The sequence below is a fragment of the Stenotrophomonas maltophilia genome (genome assembly GCF_047497515.2).
Lineage (GTDB): Bacteria > Pseudomonadota > Gammaproteobacteria > Xanthomonadales > Xanthomonadaceae > Stenotrophomonas.
Genome location: NZ_JAXAXL020000032.1, coordinates 1 through 16,528, shown reverse-complemented (window position 1 = coordinate 16,528; position 16,528 = coordinate 1). Strand labels below are relative to the sequence as shown.

General features: G+C 63.4%; 13 protein-coding genes and 1 tRNA gene. All 14 read right to left on the bottom strand.

Annotation, left to right across the window (positions count from 1 at the left end; translation table 11 throughout):
* Positions 1-100: GTP-binding protein (locus ACMZPQ_RS22715; protein WP_031270842.1), on the bottom strand; the 100-nt coding region annotated here is incomplete at its 3' end.
* Between the two features lie 52 nt (positions 101-152).
* Entirely contained in the window at positions 153-2,294 is a 2,142-nt protein-coding gene (fusA, locus tag ACMZPQ_RS22710; RefSeq protein WP_197583877.1) for an elongation factor G, read from the bottom strand.
* Positions 2,295-2,435: 141 nt separating this feature from the next.
* Entirely contained in the window at positions 2,436-2,909 is a 474-nt protein-coding gene (rpsG, locus tag ACMZPQ_RS22705; RefSeq protein ID WP_004145321.1) for a 30S ribosomal protein S7, read from the bottom strand.
* A 12-nt stretch (positions 2,910-2,921) separates the two neighbouring features.
* Positions 2,922-3,296: a 30S ribosomal protein S12 gene (rpsL, locus tag ACMZPQ_RS22700; RefSeq protein WP_004145320.1), complete on the bottom strand. Its 375-nt coding sequence runs from the start codon at positions 3,294-3,296 to the stop codon at positions 2,922-2,924.
* Positions 3,297-3,598: 302 nt separating this feature from the next.
* Entirely contained in the window at positions 3,599-7,819 is a 4,221-nt protein-coding gene (rpoC, locus tag ACMZPQ_RS22695) for a DNA-directed RNA polymerase subunit beta' (protein ID WP_197583876.1), read from the bottom strand.
* Between the two features lie 89 nt (positions 7,820-7,908).
* On the bottom strand, positions 7,909-12,063 hold the full coding sequence (gene rpoB, locus ACMZPQ_RS22690; protein ID WP_197583942.1) for a DNA-directed RNA polymerase subunit beta: 4,155 nt from the start codon (positions 12,061-12,063) through the stop codon (positions 7,909-7,911).
* Between the two features lie 387 nt (positions 12,064-12,450).
* Positions 12,451-12,819, bottom strand: coding sequence for a 50S ribosomal protein L7/L12 (gene rplL / locus ACMZPQ_RS22685; RefSeq protein WP_004154353.1), 369 nt, complete (start codon positions 12,817-12,819; stop codon positions 12,451-12,453).
* Positions 12,820-12,882: 63 nt separating this feature from the next.
* On the bottom strand, positions 12,883-13,419 hold the full coding sequence (gene rplJ / locus ACMZPQ_RS22680; protein ID WP_010480377.1) for a 50S ribosomal protein L10: 537 nt from the start codon (positions 13,417-13,419) through the stop codon (positions 12,883-12,885).
* Between the two features lie 385 nt (positions 13,420-13,804).
* Positions 13,805-14,503: a 50S ribosomal protein L1 gene (gene rplA, locus ACMZPQ_RS22675; protein WP_004154350.1), complete on the bottom strand. Its 699-nt coding sequence runs from the start codon at positions 14,501-14,503 to the stop codon at positions 13,805-13,807.
* Positions 14,504-14,507: 4 nt separating this feature from the next.
* A complete protein-coding gene (rplK, locus tag ACMZPQ_RS22670) occupies positions 14,508-14,936 on the bottom strand; it encodes a 50S ribosomal protein L11 (RefSeq protein WP_004145248.1) in 429 nt (142 codons plus the stop codon).
* Positions 14,937-15,220: 284 nt separating this feature from the next.
* Positions 15,221-15,781 (bottom strand): transcription termination/antitermination protein NusG, encoded by a 561-nt coding sequence (gene nusG, locus ACMZPQ_RS22665; protein ID WP_004154362.1) that lies wholly within the window; start codon positions 15,779-15,781, stop codon positions 15,221-15,223.
* A 10-nt stretch (positions 15,782-15,791) separates the two neighbouring features.
* Entirely contained in the window at positions 15,792-16,205 is a 414-nt protein-coding gene (gene secE / locus ACMZPQ_RS22660; protein WP_197583944.1) for a preprotein translocase subunit SecE, read from the bottom strand.
* A 49-nt stretch (positions 16,206-16,254) separates the two neighbouring features.
* Positions 16,255-16,330: transfer RNA gene (locus ACMZPQ_RS22655), tRNA-Trp, on the bottom strand.
* 103 nt (positions 16,331-16,433) lie between these two features.
* Positions 16,434-16,528: EF-Tu C-terminal domain-related protein (locus ACMZPQ_RS22650; protein WP_074726645.1), on the bottom strand; the 95-nt coding region annotated here is incomplete at its 5' end.

Below are 16,528 nucleotides of genomic sequence, written 5' to 3'. Positions count from 1 at the left end.
TGGTCAGCGCAGCGGTCAGCGTGGTCTTGCCGTGGTCGACGTGACCGATGGTGCCGACGTTGACGTGCGGCTTGGTGCGCTCGAACTTACCCTTTGCCATTGTTGTATACCTTGATTGTTCGTAAGTGGTTTCAGGAGAGGCTGAGCGAGGCTCAGCCCTTCTTCATGACGGCTTCGGCGATGTTGTTCGGCGCCGGCTCGTAGTGATCGAATTCCATGGTGAAGGTGGCGCGGCCCTGGGTCTGCGAACGCAGCGCAGTGGCGTAGCCGAACATTTCACCCAGCGGGATCATCGCGTTGATGATGCTGGCCGAACCGTCACCGGTGGTGTCGGAACCCTGCAGCACGCCGCGACGACGGCTGACGTCGCCCATCACGTCACCCTGGTAGTCTTCCGGGGTCACGATCTCGACCTTCATGATCGGCTCCAGCAGCACCGGCTTGGCCTTGGCGAAGCCCTGCTTGAAGGCCATCGACGAAGCCAGCTTGAACGCCATTTCCGACGAGTCGACGTCGTGGTACGAGCCGAACACCAGCTTCACCTTGACGTCCACGACCGGGAAGCCAGCCAGCGGACCGCTGGTGATGGTTTCGCGCAGGCCCTTTTCGATCGACGGGATGAATTCCTTCGGAATGACACCACCGGTGATGTCATTGATGAACAGGAAGTCGTCCTTGATCAGCGGGGCGATCTTGGCATCGGCACGGTCTTCAGCGGTGATCGGCGACAGCTCGATCACGACGTGACCGTACTGACCCTTACCACCGGACTGCTTGGCGTGCTTGTAGTCCGACTTGACGTCGGCCAGGGTGATGGTTTCGCGGTAGGCCACCTGCGGCGCGCCGACGTTGGCTTCAACGTTGAACTCGCGCTTCAGGCGGTCGACGATGATGTCCAGGTGCAGCTCGCCCATGCCCGAGATGATGGTCTGGCCGGATTCTTCGTCGGTCTTGACGCGGAACGACGGATCTTCCTGCGCCAGGCGGCCCAGGGCCAGGCCCATCTTTTCCTGGTCCGACTTGGTCTTCGGTTCGACGGCCATCGAGATCACCGGCTCCGGGAACGTCATGCGCTCCAGGATGATCGGCTGGTCGATCGAGCACAGGGTGTCACCGGTGGTGGTGTCCTTCAGGCCCACGGCAGCGGCGATGTCACCGGCCAGAACTTCCTTGATTTCCTCGCGGTTATTCGAGTGCATCTGCAGGATGCGGCCGATGCGCTCCTTCTTGCCCTTCACCGAGTTCAGCACGGTGTCGCCACCGTTCAGGGTGCCCGAGTAGACACGGAAGAAGGTCAGCGCGCCGACGAACGGGTCGGTGATGATCTTGAAGGCCAGCGACGAGAACGGAGCCTTGTCGTCGGACTTGCGGGTCATGGCGACGTTTTCGTCGTCCACGTCGGTACCGGTCACGTCCGGCACGTCGACCGGCGACGGCAGCAGCTGGATCACGCCGTCCAGCATGGCCTGCACGCCCTTGTTCTTGAACGCCGAACCGCAGTACATCGGGACGATTTCGGTGGCCAGGGTACGGGTACGCAGCGCGTTGATGATTTCAGCCTCGGCCAGCTCTTCGCCGCCCAGGTACTTTTCCATCAGCTCTTCGCTGGCTTCAGCCGCGGCTTCGATCATGAAGGTACGGGCTTCTTCAGCCTTGTCCTGCAGGTCGGCCGGGATATCGCCGTACTCGAACTTCATGCCCTGCGAGGCTTCATCCCAATGGATGGCCTTCATCTTCAGCAGGTCGACAACGCCCTTGAAGCCTTCTTCAGCGCCGATCGGCAGCTGCATCGGCACGGCGACAGCGCCGAGCTTGGCCTTCAGCTGGTCACGGACCTTGTAGAAGTTGGCGCCGGTGCGGTCCATCTTGTTGACGAACGCGATGCGCGGCACCTTGTAGCGGTTGGCCTGGCGCCACACGGTTTCCGACTGCGGCTGCACGCCACCGACGGCGCACAGGACGAAGACGGCACCGTCGAGCACGCGCAGCGAGCGCTCCACTTCGATGGTGAAGTCGACGTGCCCGGGGGTGTCGATGATGTTGAAGCGGTGCTCCGGCAGGGACTTGTCCATGCCCTTCCAGAACGCGGTGGTGGCAGCGGACTGGATCGTGATGCCACGCTCCTGCTCCTGCTCCATCCAGTCCATGGTGGCGGCGCCGTCGTGCACTTCACCGATCTTGTGGCTCTTGCCGGTGTAGAACAGGATGCGCTCGGACGTGGTGGTCTTGCCGGCATCGATGTGGGCCATGATGCCGAAGTTGCGGTAACGCTCGATGGGAGTGGAACGGGCCACGGGAGCCTCTCAGATTTCTTGGATTTCGGATGGCCGAACGCCGCCTTTCGGCGGCCTTCGGATTGGCGCAGTCCTTCCGGGACCGCGAGGCAGCACGCACCGAAGTGGTGCTGCCCTGCCTGTTTTACAAGGCCGTCAAACTCACCAGCGGTAGTGGGCGAATGCCTTGTTGGCTTCGGCCATGCGGTGGGTTTCTTCGCGCTTCTTGATGGCGCCGCCACGGTTTTCCGAGGCGTCGATCAGTTCAGCAGCCAGCTTCTTCGGCATGGTGTTCTCACCACGCTTGCGCGCGGAGTCGATCAGCCAGCGCATGGCCAGAGCCATCTTGCGCGACGAACGCACTTCGACCGGCACCTGGTACGTGGCACCACCGACGCGGCGCGACTTGACCTCGACCGCCGGAGCGACGTTGTCCAGAGCCTTCTGCACCAGCTCGATGGCGTTGGCGCTGCTGTTCTTCTCGGTGATCACGTCCATGGCGCCGTACACGATCTTTTCAGCGACGGACTTCTTGCCGCTCTGCATGACCATGTTGATGAAACGGGCGATGGTTTCGCTTCCGTGCTTCGGATCGGGCAGGACGGAACGCTGCGGAGTATTACCCTTACGCGACATAGTGGTCTCTCCTTATGCCTTCGGACGCTTGGCGCCGTACTTGGAACGGGCCTGGCGACGCTTGGCAACGCCGGCGGCGTCGAGCGAGCCACGAACGGTGTGGTAACGCACACCCGGCAGATCCTTGACGCGACCGCCACGGATCAGGACCACGGAGTGCTCCTGCAGGTTGTGGCCTTCACCGCCGATGTAGGAAATCACTTCTTCCTGGTTGGTCAGGCGGACCTTGGCAACCTTGCGCAGAGCCGAGTTCGGCTTCTTCGGGGTGGTGGTGTAGACGCGGGTGCAGACGCCACGGCGCTGCGGGCACTTGTCGAGCGCCGGCGAGGCACTCTTGTACGTAGTAGCTTGCCGCGGCTTGCGGACCAGCTGGTTGATCGTCGCCATCAGTAGGTTCTTCTGATTGGTGGCCGGAAAATCCGACCAGAGATGCGGAAATGTTAAAGCAGGCCAAAATTCTGGCCTGCTGAGACAGACGATTGTAGCAACCTGCCAGGAACGCAGTCAAACGCGTCCTGTCAAGCCCGTTCCTGATCCTGGAACGTTACTGGGGGGCCTCCATGTACCCCGTTCAGGTTGGCGGGGCAGATCGCGAGCGATCCGCCCTGCCCTGTCCTTGGCCCGGTAGAGTCGACTAACAGTCGACTCTACCTGCCCGGGTGGTCCGGCCGTTGGGCCGGACCGGTGTATCAGTCTTCCGAAGCCTGTTCAGTCTCGGCTTCAACTGCCGGCGCTTCGACCGCAGCCGGGGTGCCCGCCAGGGTCTGCATCTCGGACTCGGTGAGACCGGTAGCGCCGCGACGGCGGTTGCTGTGGTACGACAGGCCGGTACCGGCCGGAATCAGGCGGCCGACGATGACGTTTTCCTTCAGGCCACGCAGGTTGTCCTTGGTGCCGCGGACGGCAGCTTCGGTCAGCACGCGGGTGGTTTCCTGGAAGGACGCCGCCGAGATGAACGACTCGGTCGCCAGCGATGCCTTGGTGATACCCAGCAGCACCGGATCGAAGCGGGCGATCAGCTCGTTGCGGGTCGACAGGCGCGCATTCTCCTCGATTACGCGCTGGCGCTCCACCTGTTCACCGTTCAGGAACTTGCTGCTGCCCTGGTCGGTGATCTCGACCTTGCGCAGCATCTGGCGGGTGATCACCTCGATATGCTTGTCGTTGATCTTCACGCCCTGCAGGCGGTACACGTCCTGGATTTCCTTCACCAGGTAGGCCGCCAGCGGTTCGACACCCAGCAGGCGCAGGATGTCCTGCGGGCTCGGCTCGCCGTCCACGATGGTTTCGCCCTTGGTCACGTGCTCACCTTCGAACACGATGACCTGACGGTACTTCGGAATCAGCTCTTCGTGCTCCGAACCATCGGTGTCCTTGATGATCAGGCGCTGCTTGCCCTTGGTGTCCTTGCCGAAGCTGATGATGCCCGAACGCTCGGCCAGCACCGCCGGATCCTTCGGCTTGCGCGCTTCGAACAGATCGGCCACGCGCGGCAGACCACCGGTGATGTCGCGGGTCTTGGAGGCTTCCTGCGGGATCTTGGCAACGACGTCGCCCACGCCGACGGCCGCACCGTCCTGCAGGTTGACGATCGAACGCGGCGGCAGCAGGTACTGCGCCGGCAGGTCGGTGCCCGGAATCGACAGGTCGTTGCCCTTGGCATCGACGATGCGCACGATCGGGCGCAGGTCCTTGGCCTGGGTACCACGACGCTTCGGATCGGTGATTTCGCGCGACGCCAGGCCGGTCAGCTCATCGGTCTTCTCGATGACGGTGATGCCGTCGACGAAGTCGATGAAGCGGATGAAGCCGGCCACTTCCGACACGATCGGGTGGTTATGCGGATCCCAGTTGGCCACGGTCTGGCCCGCCTTGATCGCATCACCGTCCTTGGACGTGATGGTCGCACCGTACGGCAGCTTGTAACGCTCACGCTCACGGCCGTGGGCATCGAGCACCGAGATTTCGCCCGAGCGCGACACTGCCACCAGCGAGCCGTTGGCGTGCTCGACCGACTTGAGGTTGCTGAACTTGACCGAGCCGGTGGTCTTGACGGTGATGTTGTCGACCGCAGCAGCTCGCGACGCCGCACCACCGATGTGGAACGTACGCATGGTCAGCTGGGTACCCGGTTCACCGATCGACTGCGCGGCGATGACGCCGACCGCTTCACCGATGTTGACCAAGTGGCCACGGGCCAGATCGCGGCCGTAGCAGCGCGAGCAGACGCCGAAGGCCGATTCGCAGGAGATGGTCGAGCGGACCTTGATGGTCTGCACGCCGGCATCTTCCAGCTTGGCCACCCAGGCTTCGTCCAGCAGGGTGTTGCGGGTGACGATCGGATCCTCGTCGTTGCCCGGCAGGAACACGTCCTCGGCAACCACGCGACCCAGCACGCGATCCTTCAGCGGCTCGACCACGTCGCCGCCTTCCACGATCGGGGTCATGATCAGGCCTTCGGTGGTACCGCAATCCACCTCGGTGATGACCACGTCCTGCGCGACGTCGACCAGACGACGGGTCAGGTAACCCGAGTTCGCGGTCTTCAGCGCGGTATCGGCCAGACCCTTACGGGCACCGTGGGTGGAGTTGAAGTACTCCTGCACGTTCAGGCCTTCGCGGAAGTTCGCCTTGATGGGCGTCTCGATGATCGAGCCGTCCGGACGCGCCATCAGGCCACGCATACCGGCCAGCTGGCGGATCTGCGCCTGCGAACCACGCGCACCGGAGTCGGCCATGATGTACAGCGAGTTCATCGACTTCTGGTCGATGGTCTCACCCTTGGCATTGACCACCTTCTCGGTACCGATGGTGTCCATCATCGCCTTGGCGATGCGCTCGTTGGTGCGCGACCAGATGTCGACCACCTTGTTGTAGCGCTCGCCGGCGGTGACCAGACCCGACTGGTACTGCTCCTGGATTTCCAGCACTTCGGCTTCGGCCTCGGTGAGGATGCCCTTCTTCTCGTCCGGGATCAGCATGTCGTCGATGCCGATCGAGACGCCGGCGCGGGTCGCGTAGGCGAAGCCGGTGTACATCAGCTTGTCGGCGAACACGACCGTGTCCTTCAGGCCCAGCTGGCGGTAGCTGGAGTTGATCAGGCGGCTGATGTTCTTCTTGGTCAGCTCGGTGTTGGCCAGCGCGAACGGCAGGCCTTCCGGCAGGATTTCAGCCAGCAGGGCGCGACCGATCGTGGTGTCCACGATCGAGGTCTTCGGCTGCTTGTTGCCGTCTTCGTCGGTCACCACTTCGGTGATGCGGACCTTGACGCGCGCGTGCAGTTCCACCACGCGGTTGTCGTAGGCACGCTTCACTTCGGCGATGTTGGCGAAGGCCATGCCCTCGCCCTTCTTGTTTTCCAGCGAGCGGGTCATGTAGTACAGACCCAGCACGACGTCCTGCGACGGCACGATGATCGGCTCGCCGTTGGCCGGCGACAGGATGTTGTTGGTCGACATCATCAGCGCACGCGCTTCCAGCTGGGCTTCCAGCGAGAGCGGCACGTGGACGGCCATCTGGTCACCGTCGAAGTCGGCGTTGAACGCGGTGCAGACCAGCGGGTGCAGCTGGATCGCCTTGCCTTCGATCAGCACCGGCTCGAACGCCTGGATGCCCAGACGGTGCAGGGTCGGCGCACGGTTCAGCATCACCGGATGCTCGCGGATGACCTCTTCCAGGATGTCCCAGACTTCGGCTTCTTCGCGCTCGACCAGCTTCTTGGCGGCCTTGATGGTGGTGGCCAGGCCACGACGCTGCAGCTTGGCGAACACGAACGGCTTGAACAGCTCAAGCGCCATCTTCTTCGGCAGGCCGCACTGGTGCAGGCGCAGGTACGGGCCGACCACGATGACCGAACGGCCCGAGTAGTCGACGCGCTTGCCGAGCAGGTTCTGGCGGAAGCGGCCCTGCTTGCCCTTGATCATGTCGGCCAGCGACTTCAGCGGGCGCTTGTTGGTGCCGGTGATGGCACGGCCACGACGGCCGTTGTCCAGCAGCGCATCGACCGATTCCTGCAGCATGCGCTTTTCATTGCGCACGATGATGTCCGGCGCGCTCAGTTCGAGCAGGCGGCGCAGGCGGTTGTTGCGGTTGATGACGCGGCGGTACAGGTCGTTCAGGTCGGAGGTCGCGAAGCGGCCGCCGTCCAGCGGAACCAGCGGACGCAGGTCCGGCGGCAGCACCGGCAGCACGGTCATGACCATCCACTCCGGACGGTTGCCCGATTCCAGGAAGGCTTCGATCAGCTTGATGCGCTTGGTGAGGCGCTTGAGCTTGGTCTCCGAACCGGTGGCTGCGATCTCTTCGCGCAGGCGGGTCATTTCCGACTGCAGGTCGATCGTGCGCAGCAGTTCGTACACGGCCTCGGCGCCCATGGCGGCGTCGAAGTCGTCACCGTGCTCCTGGCGGGCCTGCAGGTACTGTTCTTCGGTCAGCAGCTGGCGGCGTTCCAGGGCGGTCAGGCCCGGCTCGGTCACCACGTAGGCTTCGAAGTACAGCACGCGCTCGATGTCGCGCAGGGTCATGTCCAGCATCAGGCCGATGCGCGACGGCAGCGACTTCAGGAACCAGATGTGCGCGACCGGCGACGCCAGGTCGATGTGGCCCATGCGCTCGCGGCGCACCTTGGCCAGGGTCACTTCGGTGCCGCACTTTTCGCAGACCACGCCGCGGTGCTTCATGCGCTTGTACTTGCCGCACAGGCACTCGTAGTCCTTGACCGGGCCGAAGATGGCGGCGCAGAACAGGCCGTCACGTTCCGGCTTGAAGGTACGGTAGTTGATGGTTTCCGGCTTCTTCACTTCGCCGAAGGACCACGAACGGATCAGGTCCGGCGAGGCCAGCGCGATCTTGATCGCGTCGAAGTCCAGCGTCTGGCGCTGCTGGTTGAAGAGGTTGAGCAGGTCTTTCATGGTGTTCTCCAGAAGGAGGAATGCTGTGTCGATGGGCTTTCAGTTGACTGCCAGCGGCGCGGCGGTTGAGGCCGCCGCGCCGGCATGGATCAGTTGTCTTCCAGTTCCATGTTGATGGCCAGCGAGCGGATTTCCTTCACGAGCACGTTGAAGGATTCCGGCATGCCCGCGACCATCTCGTGCTCACCGTCGACGATGTTCTTGTACATCTGGTTGCGGCCCTGCACGTCATCGGACTTCACCGTCAGCATTTCCTGCAGGGTGTAGGCCGCGCCGTAGGCTTCCAGCGCCCAGACTTCCATTTCACCGAAGCGCTGGCCGCCGAACTGCGCCTTGCCGCCCAGCGGCTGCTGGGTGACGAGCGAGTACGGACCGGTCGAACGGGCGTGCATCTTGTCGTCGACCAGGTGGTTCAGCTTCAGGTAGTGCATGTAACCGACGGTGGTGTGGCGGTCGAAGGCTTCACCGGTGCGGCCGTCGTACAGCTGGGTCTGGCCACTGCTCGGCAGGTCGGCCAGTTCCAGCATGCGCTTGATTTCCGCTTCGGTGGCGCCGTCGAAGACCGGGGTGGCCATCGGCACGCCGTCGGTCAGGTTACGGGCCAGGCGCAGCAGTTCCTCGTCGCTGAACTGCGACAGGTCGACACGGTTGGCCACGTTGGTGTCGTCGTGGTTGTAGATGTCGTCCAGGAACTTGCGCAGGTCGGCAACCGCGGCCTGGGCTTCCATCATTGCCTGGATCTTGCGACCCAGGCCCTTGGCCGCCCAGCCCAGGTGCACTTCCAGGATCTGGCCGATGTTCATACGCGACGGCACGCCCAGCGGGTTCAGCACGATGTCCACGGTTTCGCCCGAGGCCATGTACGGCATGTCCTCGACCGGCACCACGTTGGAGACCACACCCTTGTTGCCGTGGCGGCCTGCCATCTTGTCGCCCGGCTGGATGCGGCGCTTCACGGCCAGGAACACCTTGACCATCTTCAGCACGCCCGGGGCGAGGTCGTCGCCGGCGGTGATCTTGCCGCGCTTGTCGGCGAAGCGACGCTCGAATTCCTTCTCGTGCGCCTGGATCTGCTTCTGCGCGCGCTCGATGGCTTCCGAGGCGTCCTCGTCCTTCATGCGCAGGGCGAACCAGTCAGCCTTCTTCAGGCCATCCAGGAAGGCGTCGGAGATGACGTCACCCTTCTTCAGGCCGGCACCGCCGTTGACCACCTTGCCCACGATCTGCGAACGCAGACGCATGTAGATGGCCGCTTCCAGGATGCGGAACTGGTCGTCGAAGTCCTTCTTGACGCGCTTGATTTCAGACTCTTCGATCTGGCGGGCGCGCTTGTCCTTCTCGATGCCGTCGCGGGTGAAGACCTGCACGTCGATGACGGTGCCGTCCATGCCCGGCGGAACGCGCAGCGAGCTGTCCTTAACGTCCGAAGCCTTCTCGCCGAAGATCGCGCGCAGCAGCTTCTCTTCCGGGGTCAGCTGGCTTTCGCCCTTCGGGGTGACCTTGCCGACCATGATGTCGCCGGCGCGGACTTCGGCACCGATGTACACCACGCCGCTCTCGTCCAGGCGGTTCAGCGCCTGCTCGGAGACGTTCGGGATGTCGGCGGAGATTTCCTCCGGCCCCAGCTTGGTGTCACGCGCAACGCAGGTCAGCTCTTCGATGTGGATCGTGGTGTAACGATCCTCTTCCACCACGCGCTCGGAGAGCAGGATGGAGTCTTCGAAGTTGTAGCCGTTCCACGGCATGAACGCGATCAGCATGTTCTGGCCCAGGGCCAGCTCGCCGATGTCGGTGGACGGACCGTCGGCCAGCACGTCGCCGCGGGCGATGACGTCACCCACCTGGACCAGCGGACGCTGGTTGATGCAGGTGTTCTGGTTCGAACGGGTGTACTTGACCAGGTTGTAGATGTCCACGCCTGCGTCGGTGGCGCCAACGATCTCTTCCTCGTTGACCTTGACCACGATGCGGGCGGCGTCGATCTGCACGATCTCGCCACCACGGCGGGCGTTCACGGTCACGCCCGAGTCACGCGCCACGGCGCGCTCGATGCCGGTACCGACCAGCGGCTTCTGCGCACGCAGGGTCGGCACGGCCTGACGCTGCATGTTGGCGCCCATCAGTGCACGGTTCGCGTCATCGTGCTCCAGGAACGGAACCAGCGCGGCCGCGATCGACACGGTCTGCATCGGCGAGACGTCCATGAAGTGGACTTCCGCCGGCGGCTTCAGCAGCGATTCGCCCTGGAAGCGGCACGGCACGAACTGCTCGGTCAGCACGCTGTCGGCATTGGTCAGCGCGTTGGCCTGCGCAATGACGTACTCGTTTTCTTCGATCGCCGACAGGAACTCGACTTCGTCATAGACCTTGCCGTCCACGACCTTGCGGTACGGGGTCTCGAGGAAACCATACTGGTTGGTGCGGGCGTACACGGCCAGCGAGTTGATCAGGCCGATGTTCGGGCCTTCCGGGGTTTCGATGGTGCAGACGCGGCCGTAATGGGTCGGGTGCACGTCGCGCACTTCGAAGCCGGCGCGCTCACGGGTCAGACCGCCCGGGCCCAGGGCCGAGACGCGACGCTTGTGGGTCACTTCCGACAGCGGATTGTTCTGGTCCATGAACTGCGACAGCTGCGAGGAGCCGAAGAACTCCTTGATGGCTGCGGCAACCGGCTTGGCGTTGATCAGCTCCTGCGGGGTCAGGCCTTCGGACTCGGCCATCGACAGGCGCTCCTTGACCGCGCGCTCGACGCGGACCAGGCCGACGCGGAACACGTTCTCGGCCATTTCGCCGACCGAACGCACGCGACGGTTGCCCAGGTGATCGATATCGTCGACCACGCCGCGACCGTTGCGGATCTCGGTCAGGACCTTGATCACGTCCAGGATGTCGGAGCTGTCGCCGTGGGCGGCGACCAGGCGCTTGGACTCTTCGTCGTTGCGCTCACCGAAGTACTTGCTGTCGTACAGCACGGCTTCGCCGGTGGTTTCCTTGCGGCCCACGCGACGGTTGAACTTCATGCGGCCGACTGCGGACAGGTCGTAGCGCTCGAAGGTGAAGAACAGGTTGTGGAACAGGTTCTGCGCGGCATCCTTGGTCGGCGGCTCGCCCGGACGCATCATGCGGTAGATCTCGACCAAGGCTTCCAGCTGGGTCTTGGTCGGGTCGATGCGCAGGGTGTTGGACAGGTACGGGCCACGATCCAGGTCGTTCACCCACAGGGTGCCCACGGCATCGACGCCGGCCTTGCGGAAGCTCTGCAGCTGCTCGTCGGTGATTTCGTCGTTGGCCTGGGCCAGCAGTTCGCCGGTCGAGGCATCGACCACGTCGTGCGACAGGATGCGGCCGACGATGTAGTCGTCCGGCACGGCCAGGGCGGCGATGCCCGAGGCTTCCAGCTGCTTGATGTGGCGCGCGGTGATGCGCTTGCCGGCTTCCACGATGACCTTGTCGCCGTCGGCGAGGTCGAAGCCCAGGGTTTCGCCACGCAGGCGCTCCGGCACCAGCTCCAGCTGGACGCCTTCATCCGGGTTGATGTGGAAGGTGTTGATCTCGAAGAACTCGGCCAGCATCTCTTCGTTGCTGTAGCCGAGCGCGCGCAGCAGGATCGACACCGGCAGCTTGCGGCGGCGGTCGATACGGGTGAACAGCGCGTCCTTCGGGTCGAACTCGAAGTCCAGCCAGGAACCGCGGTACGGGATGATGCGGGCGCTGTACAGCAGCTTGCCCGAGCTGTGGGTCTTGCCACGGTCGTGGTCGAAGAACACGCCCGGCGAACGGTGCAGCTGCGAGACGATGACGCGCTCGGTGCCGTTGACGATGAAGGTGCCGTTCTCGGTCATCAGCGGGATTTCGCCCAGATAGACCTCCTGCTCCTTCACGTACTTGATGGCCTTGGTCGACGACTCACGGTCGTAGATCACCAGGCGCACGGTCACGCGCAGCGGGGCGCCGTAGCTCATGCCACGCTGGCGGCACTCACGCTCGTCGAAGACCGGTTCGCCCAGCTTGTAGCCGACGTATTCCAGGGCGGCATTGCCGCTGTAGCTGGCGATCGGGAAGACCGACTTCAGCGCAGCGTGCAGGCCGTGGTCCGTGCGCTTGGCCGGATCGACGTTTTCCTGCAGGAATTCACGATAGGAATCCACCTGGATGGCGAGCAGGAACGGCACTTCAAGAATCGAGCGCTGCTTGCCGAAATCCTTGCGGATACGCTTTTTTTCGGTGAACGAATAGGACGTCATGAGGTCTTCCACCTTGTTGTGCGGGCCGTGCGTCCACGACCCAGAAGGAAACTTGAAATTGTCAGTTGGAAGTCGCTGGTATTGCCGGCACCAGCACGCCTTCTCCCGCTACTTCCAACTGCCAACTCGTCTGCCACCGCGCCCCTGCCGCCGCGCGCTGCGCTGGCCGGACGGGGTTTGACTGCAGCCCGTGTTGGGCTTTTTGCTGCTTCTTGCATCCACGCATGGCGTGGATCTACCGACTACACCCACGCATGGCGTGGATCTACCGACTACACCCGCGCATGGCGTGGATCTACAACACCGCAACAACGACCAAAGGCCGGGGGCTTACGCCCCCAGCCTTGGCTGCATCGCCGTGAATCGGTGACGATGCAAGGGAAGTGCTTACTTGACTTCGACAGTCGCGCCAGCAGCTTCCAGGTCCTTCTTCATCTTCTCGGCTTCGTCCTTCGAAGCGTTGTCCTTCAGGACGCCGCCGGCTTCGGCCAGGTCCTTCGCTTCCTTCAGGCCCAGGCCGGTGATGGCGCGGACGGCCTTGATGACTTCGACCTTCTTGTCGCCGGCGCTCTTCAGGGTGACGACGAATTCGGTCTGCTCTTCAACAGCAGCAGCCGGGCCAGCGGCAGCAGCCACGGCAACCGGAGCAGCGGCGGAGACGCCGAACTTCTCTTCGATGGCCTTGACCAGCTCCATCACTTCCATCAGGGACTTCTCGGCGATGGCGTCGACGATCTGTTCGTTGGTAAGGGACATGATTAATACCTTTGGATGATTTTCTGGGTTGAGGTTCCGTCAGGAACCACGGTAGGTCGAAACTCAGGCGGTCTCGGCGGCCGGTTCAGCAGCGTCGGCGGCGACGTCGCCACCACCCTGCTTCTCGCCAACAGCCTTGATGGCGCGGGCAAACATCGTGACCGGCTCGGTCAGGACGCGGGCCAGCATTGCCAGGGCCTGGTCGCGGGTCGGCAGCGATGCCAGAACCTCGACGTGGCTCGCCGGGAACACTTCACCACCGATGGCGACGACCTTAGCCTTCAGCTTGTCGTTGCCCTTGGCGGCTTCCTTGATCAGGCGACCGGCAGCGCCGGGCTCCTCAAGCGAGAACGCGTACAGCAGCGGACCAACCATCTGGTCCTGGGCGACTGCGAACTCGGTGCCTTCAACGGCGCGCGAAGCCAGGGTGTTCTTGACAACCTTCAAGAAAACACCGGTTTCACGAGCCTGCTTGCGCATCGCGGTCATCTGGGCGACCGTGGTGCCAGCGTATTCGGCTGCGATCAAGGAGTGGGCCTTGGCGGCGACGTCTGCCAGCTCGGCGACTACTTCTTGCTTCTGGGACAGATTGAGAGCCATTGCACTCCTCCAATTGAACTCCGCTTACGGCTCCTGCCGTGTGCGGTCCTGTGCGGCATCCGTCCTGGACGCCGGGAACATCGGGATGATGTTCCGGGGGTGGGCCGTTCTAGACCTGGAGTGGGCCAACCTGGGAAACCCCAGACGTGCGTGAACCAGAAAAACTCCAGAAGGGCACCATCTACGCAGGGTGATTCCGGGGAATCGATTAAGCGCTCATGACTGCTCCGGCGGCGACTCCTTGCCAGATCGAGCTTCCGTGCCCGTCGCCGGTATGCCACGACCGCGCCTGCGGTCTTTGACGGCTACCGCGGGCGATGGACTGTCCGCGATGCCTTCAAATGTCACGATCACGGCACCAGGGCGCCGTGATCGCTTGAAACACTTACTTCAGGGTCAGCGACGACTGGTCGACGGTGACGCCCGGGCCCATCGTCGAGCTGACCGAAACCTTCTGCAGGTAGGTGCCCTTCGAGGTGGCCGGCTTGGCCTTGATCAGGTCCAGCAGCAGCGCGGTCAGGTTCGACTTCAGTGCGTCTTCGGCGAAGTCGGCCTTGCCGATGGTGCAGTGGATGATGCCGGCCTTGTCGGTGCGGTAACGGACCTGACCCGACTTGGCGTTCTTCACGGCTTCACCCGGGTTCGGGGAAACGGTGCCGACCTTCGGGTTCGGCATCAGGCCGCGCGGGCCCAGCACGGTGCCCAGCTTACCGACGACGCGCATGGCGTCCGGGGTCGCGATGACGACGTCGTAGTTCAGATCGCCGGCCTGCATCTTCTCGGCCAGATCGTCCATACCGACGGCTTCGGCGCCAGCGGCCAGGGCTTCGTCAGCCTTGGCACCGGCCGGAGCGAACACGGCGACGCGGACCGACTTGCCGGTACCGGCCGGCAGCACGGTGGAGCCACGGACCTGCTGGTCGGACTTCTTCGCATCGACGCCCAGGCGCACGGCAACGTCGATCGACTCGACGAACTTGGCCTTGGTGGCGCTCTTCAGGATGTTGATCGCGTCCTCGAAGGCGTATGCCTTGCCCGGAACGACGGCGGCCTTGATGGCCTTCTCACGCTTGGTCTGTGCCATCTTATTAACCCTCCACCACGAGGCCCATGGAACGGGCAGAGCCAGCGATGGTACGCACGGCGGCGTCCAGGTCGGCGGCAGTCAGATCCGGTTCCTTCGCCTTGGCGATCTCTTCCAGCTGCTTACGGGTGACCTTGCCGACCTTCTCGGTGTTCGGGCGCTTGGAGCCCGACGAGATGCCAGCGGCCTTCTTCAGCAGGGTGGTGGCCGGGGTGCTCTTGGTGATGAAGGTGAACGTACGGTCCGAGTAGGCCGTGATGATCACCGGAACCGGCAGACCCGGCTCGAGCTTCTGCGTGGCGGCGTTGAACGCCTTGCAGAATTCCATGATGTTCAGACCGCGCTGACCCAGCGCAGGACCGACCGGCGGCGAGGGGTTGGCCTGACCGGCCTTCACCTGCAGCTTGATGTAACCGACAACTTTCTTTGCCATGAGTATGCTCTCCGGGTGCTAGCGCCTTTCGACAACAGGCTCCCCATCGGACCGGGAATCACGCGTCCCGGCATCGCGTTTTGAAATCATGCCGAAGGCCACCTTGCGGTGGCCTCGTCCTGCTGGCTTCCCAGCGAGGAGCCGCGCACTATATCAGGTTTTTTCTTCACATGCCTGAAGCGGCAGGTAAACGGAAGAAACCGGGCAATGCCCGGTTCCTTCTCTAGCGTCGAGCTTGCTCGACTGATCGGCAAAGTCGAGCAAGCTCGACTCTACCCCGCCGGTCAGACGGCCTTTTCGACCTGGCCGAACTCGAGCTCGACAGGGGTGGCACGGCCGAAGATCAGCACCGAGACGCGCAGACGGCTCTTCTCGTAGTTGACTTCTTCGACGACGCCATTGAAATCGTTGAACGGGCCGTCGGTGACGCGGACCATCTGGCCCGGCTCGAACAGCACCTTCGGACGCGGCTTCTCGACACCTTCCTGAACGCGGTTCAGGATGGCCTCGGCCTCGGAATCGGCGATCGGCAGCGGACGGTCGGCGGTGCCACCGATGAAGCCCATCACGCGCGGAGTTTCCTTGACCAGGTGCCAGCTTTCGTTGTCGATGCGCGGAATACCGGCTTCTTCGTGGGTCTCGATCTGGACCAGCACGTAACCCGGGAAGAACTTGCGCTCGGAGCGGCGCTTCTGGCCAGCGCGCATCTCGACCACTTCTTCGGTCGGGACCAGGACGTCGCCGAAGCGCTCTTCCATGCCGTCACGGACGATGCGATCGCGCAGAGCCTGCGCCACCGACTTCTCGAAGCCCGAATAGGCGTGAACGACGTACCAACGCTTCATGCAATTCTCCTTAGCGGCTCAGGAACAGCTGAACCAGCCACTGAATGACGTAATCGAACCCACCCAGCAGCAGGCTGAGAATGGTTACCACCACCATCACGACCCAGGTCATGCGGATGGCTTCCTGGCGCGTCGGCCAGACCACCTTGCGCAGTTCGAAACGCGACTCGGAGAGGAATTCGCGGGTGTCGCGCCCCTTGCCGGTCAGCATGAACACGCCGATACCGCCAACCAGACCGACTACAACCGCCAACGCACGCAGCTGACCCGCCCACGCGCCCAGCTGGGCGGCGCGACCGGAGTCGGCGGAGAACCAGAACCAGACGAACAGACCGGCCAGCACCAGCAGCGATGCGGCGACATACTTGACGATATCCCCACCGTTGGCGGAGTTGTCCTTGGAGTGTTCGATCTTGCTATTCATCAGGCTGTGTCTGCTTTAGCGGCGCAGGCCGCTGGATAAGGTGGGCAGATGGCACGCCAGGAGGGACTCGAACCCCCAACCTGCGGTTTTGGAGACCGCTGCTCTGCCAATTGAGCTACTGGCGTACGTTTTGAAACTTGCCTTCCCTTAGACGGCGAAGGCGGACCGAGGTTCCCGGCCCGCCATTCGCGTAACCGGCGGCGCTATGCAACCACCGGTACTGCAGGCTTACTCGATGATCTTCGAGACCACGCCGGCGCCGACGGTACGGCCGCCTTCGCGGATGGCGAAGCGCAGGCCTTCGTCCATTGCCACCGGGTTGA

Bases quoted from the DNA above. Each gene is read 5' to 3' on its own strand.
- rpsG (WP_004145321.1), bottom strand. From the start codon at position 2,909: ATGTCGCGTAAGGGTAATACTCCGCAGCGTTCCGTCCTGCCCGATCCG.
- rpsL (WP_004145320.1), bottom strand. From the start codon at position 3,296: ATGGCGACGATCAACCAGCTGGTCCGCAAGCCGCGGCAAGCTACTACG.
- rpoC (WP_197583876.1), bottom strand. From the start codon at position 7,819: ATGAAAGACCTGCTCAACCTCTTCAACCAGCAGCGCCAGACGCTGGAC.
- rpoB (WP_197583942.1), bottom strand. From the start codon at position 12,063: ATGACGTCCTATTCGTTCACCGAAAAAAAGCGTATCCGCAAGGATTTC.
- rplL (WP_004154353.1), bottom strand. From the start codon at position 12,819: ATGTCCCTTACCAACGAACAGATCGTCGACGCCATCGCCGAGAAGTCC.
- rplJ (WP_010480377.1), bottom strand. From the start codon at position 13,419: ATGGCTCTCAATCTGTCCCAGAAGCAAGAAGTAGTCGCCGAGCTGGCA.
- rplA (WP_004154350.1), bottom strand. From the start codon at position 14,503: ATGGCACAGACCAAGCGTGAGAAGGCCATCAAGGCCGCCGTCGTTCCG.
- rplK (WP_004145248.1), bottom strand. From the start codon at position 14,936: ATGGCAAAGAAAGTTGTCGGTTACATCAAGCTGCAGGTGAAGGCCGGT.
- nusG (WP_004154362.1), bottom strand. From the start codon at position 15,781: ATGAAGCGTTGGTACGTCGTTCACGCCTATTCGGGCTTCGAGAAGTCG.
- secE (WP_197583944.1), bottom strand. From the start codon at position 16,205: ATGAATAGCAAGATCGAACACTCCAAGGACAACTCCGCCAACGGTGGG.